General features: G+C 72.4%; 3 protein-coding genes and 1 pseudogene. 3 read left to right on the top strand and 1 reads right to left on the bottom strand.

The genetic code is table 11. The annotated features are described in order from the left end of the window. Positions 1-278, top strand: a pseudogene (locus ACK5IN_RS06420) (phosphoglucomutase, alpha-D-glucose phosphate-specific); the annotation flags it as partial. Positions 279-424: 146 nt separating this feature from the next. Continuing rightward, positions 425-880 carry a DUF6176 family protein gene (locus ACK5IN_RS06415; protein ID WP_416895370.1) on the top strand — a complete coding sequence of 152 codons (456 nt, stop codon included), beginning with the start codon at positions 425-427 and terminating at the stop codon, positions 878-880. A gap of 83 nt (positions 881-963) precedes the next feature. On the opposite strand, the gene ACK5IN_RS06410 is transcribed toward ACK5IN_RS06415, so the two are convergent. Continuing rightward, complete coding sequence (locus ACK5IN_RS06410; RefSeq protein ID WP_416895369.1) at positions 964-2061, bottom strand: glycerate kinase; 1098 nt, start codon at positions 2059-2061, stop codon at positions 964-966. A 62-nt stretch (positions 2062-2123) separates the two neighbouring features. On the opposite strand from ACK5IN_RS06410, the gene ACK5IN_RS06405 reads away from it, so the two are divergent. Further along, a partial coding sequence (locus ACK5IN_RS06405; protein ID WP_416895368.1) for an NAD-dependent epimerase/dehydratase family protein occupies positions 2124-2886 on the top strand: 763 nt, incomplete at its 3' end.

The following is a 2886-nucleotide window of genomic DNA, read 5'->3' as shown; positions in this document are numbered from 1 at the left end:
CCGCGCAGAAGGTGACGCTGGCGAAGCTGTCGCCTCATGCCGTCACGGCCACCGAACTGGCGGGCGATCCGATCACCGCGCAGCTGTCGCACGCACCGGGCAACGGCGCGGCGATCGGCGGCGTGAAGGTGCAGACCGCGCATGCATGGTTCGCCGCCCGGCCCTCGGGCACCGAGGACGTCTACCAGCTCTACGCCGCATCGCTGCGCGGCGAGCAGCATCTGCGCGAGGTGCAGGCCGAGGCCCGCGCCGTCGTGACCGCGGCCCTCGGCGGCTGACCCGCGCGGCTACCAGGCGACCGCGGCCTCGACGAGATCGTCGGCCGGCGCGCACGCGAACGAGGGGCGGGAGTGCGGGGGTGCCCCTCTGTCTTTCGTCAAACTTGGCGGCGAGATTCGCGGTCGGGTGTGGCAGGGTGCTGAGGGTGTCCGATGATGCTGTGACTCGTATCCCGTTCCGTCCGGTGCCTCGTGATTTCGAGGGGTTCCCGATGCCGGCGACGGTTCCGCCGGGGCTGCGCCTGGAGCTCAGTCGCTCGCGCGTCGTCGAAGGCAAGGAAGAAGAACTGACCGAGTGGATGTCGATGCTCACGGCGCAATACGACGAGTGCTTGGAGACGCTCCCGGCTGAACGGGCGGTGTTCGAGGCGACGTTCAAGCATCGCGAGGCGGATGGGTCGCTGTGGATCTATCACCTGGCGTTGATGGGTGAGAACGGGAGCGGGCTGGACGAGTCGCATCCGGTCGACGCTGCTCACGCGGCCTATAGCCGTCGGGTCAAGGAGCCCGGCTGGGAAGAGCTCGAGCCGATGTTCATGCTGACTCCGGCGCATCTGCGAGAGGCCATGCAGCGATGGGGCGCATCGGGGGTTTCCGAGTAGCGCGCACGCGGCATCCGTGTCTCGACCGCAGTGGTGTGACCAAGGGACAGGGGCCAGCAATCATGCCGGGGCCCGGCAGGCCGTCACCGCCGAGCATCCTCCGCCAGACGCGCCAGCCGGGCCCCGGCGGCGTGCAGCCAGCGCTCGGGCTCGCGCAGGGCCGCCTCGGGCGACCCGGCGAGCTCGACGAGCGAGAGGGATGCCGCAAAGCCCGAGGTGTCTGCGCCCGCGTCGACGCGACCGGCCACCAACGCCACCGGTACGCCGTGCGCGCCGGCGATCGCCGCGACCTGCGCGGGCGCCTTCCCGGCAGCGGACTGCCCGTCGTACGAGCCCTCGCCGGTGACGAGGAGGGATGCCACGCCCGCCGCCGCGGGCAGCCCGACGAGTGCGGCGACCGTCGCCGCCCCGGGAACGAGCCGGGCGCCCCACGCAAGCAGCCCGAAGCCGGCGCCCCCGGCGGCGCCCGCGCCGGGCACCGCCGGGTCGACGGCGACGACCCCCGCCCAGCGTGCCAGTGCGGCCTCGGCACGCGGAACGTCGTCGATGCCCTTCTGCGGTCCGAACACCGCGGCGGCTCCAGTCTGGCCGAGCAGCGGGCTCGTGACGTCTGTGAGCACCTGCACGCCGCCCGGCGGCGGAGGCCGCACACAGCCCAGGTCGACCGCGTGCACGGCATCGAGACCGCGCGCGCCGCGCGCGACAGGGTGGCCGGAGGCATCCATCGCCCGCGCTCCGAGCGCCGTCAGCAGACCCGCGCCCCCGTCGGTGGACGCACTCGACCCAATGCCCAGCACGAGCCGCTGCACTCCCGCGTCGAGTGCAGCGGCGATCGCCTCGCCGAACCCGCGCGTGTCGGCATCCCAGGGCAGGCGCCGGTCGCCGAGCAGTTCGATGCCCGAGGTCGAGGCAAGCTCGACGACGCCGGTGCCGTCCGGCAGCAGCAGCCACGCGGCATCCCTCGGCTCGCCGTCGGGCCCGTGCACCTCGACGGGCATGCGCCGACCGCCCGCGATCGCGCTCTCGAACGCCGCCATCGTGCCCTCGCCGCCGTCGGCCATGGGGCGTGCGACGAGGTCGTCGCCCGGGCGCTCCGACGCCCAGCCCGCGGCGAGTGCGCGCGCGACGGCGGCCGCGGCGGCCGACCCCTTGAAGCTGTCGGGAGCGAAGACGACGCGCATCGCGCCACAGTAGCGCGGCGCCGCAGGTGTTAGCGTGATCACCGCCCGATCGAAGGAGTTCCATGACGTGGCTCGTCACCGGCGGTGCCGGATACATCGGTGCGCATGTCGTGCGCGCGCTCGCCGCGGCAGGCCTGCCGCCGGTCGTCATTGACGACCTCTCCAGCGGGCACGCCGGCTTCGTGCCCGACACAGTGCCGTTCGTGCGCGCGTCGATCCTCGATCACGATGCCGTGACGCGCGCGCTGCGCGACCACGACGTGGACGGTGTCATCCACGTGGCCGGCTTCAAGTACGCCGGGGTGTCGGTGCAGCGGCCGTTGCACACCTATACCCAGAACGTCGAGGGCACGCGGGTGCTGCTCGAGACGATGCAGGCCGCGGATGTCACGAACATCGTCTTCTCGTCGTCGGCGGCCGTCTTCGGCACACCGGATGTGCCGCTGGTCACCGAGGACGTGCCCAAGCGGCCGGCCTCGCCGTACGGCGAGTCGAAGCTGATCGGCGAGTGGCTGCTGCGCGATCAGGGCGTCGCCACGGCGGCCACGCCGCATCCACTCCGCCACACGTCGCTGCGCTACTTCAACGTCGTCGGCTCGGGCGATGAGACCGTGTACGACACGAGCCCGCACAACCTGTTCCCGCTCGTGTTCGAGGCGCTGCTGGCGGAGCGCACCCCGCGGATCAACGGCGACGACTACGACACCGAAGACGGCACGAACGTGCGCGACTACGTGCACGTGGCCGACATCGCGGCGGCGCACGTCGTCGCCGCGCAGCGTCTGGCCGCCGGCGACCCGGTCAAGCCGGCGTACAACCTCGGCT

It is taken from the genome of Microbacterium sp. (assembly GCF_047971895.1).
GTDB lineage: Bacteria > Actinomycetota > Actinomycetes > Actinomycetales > Microbacteriaceae > Microbacterium.
This window is presented reverse-complemented; position numbering and strand designations above follow the sequence as displayed.

Excerpts from the sequence above, each read along its gene's own strand:
- ACK5IN_RS06410 (WP_416895369.1), bottom strand. The coding sequence starts at position 2,061 with ATGCGCGTCGTCTTCGCTCCCGACAGCTTCAAGGGGTCGGCCGCCGCG.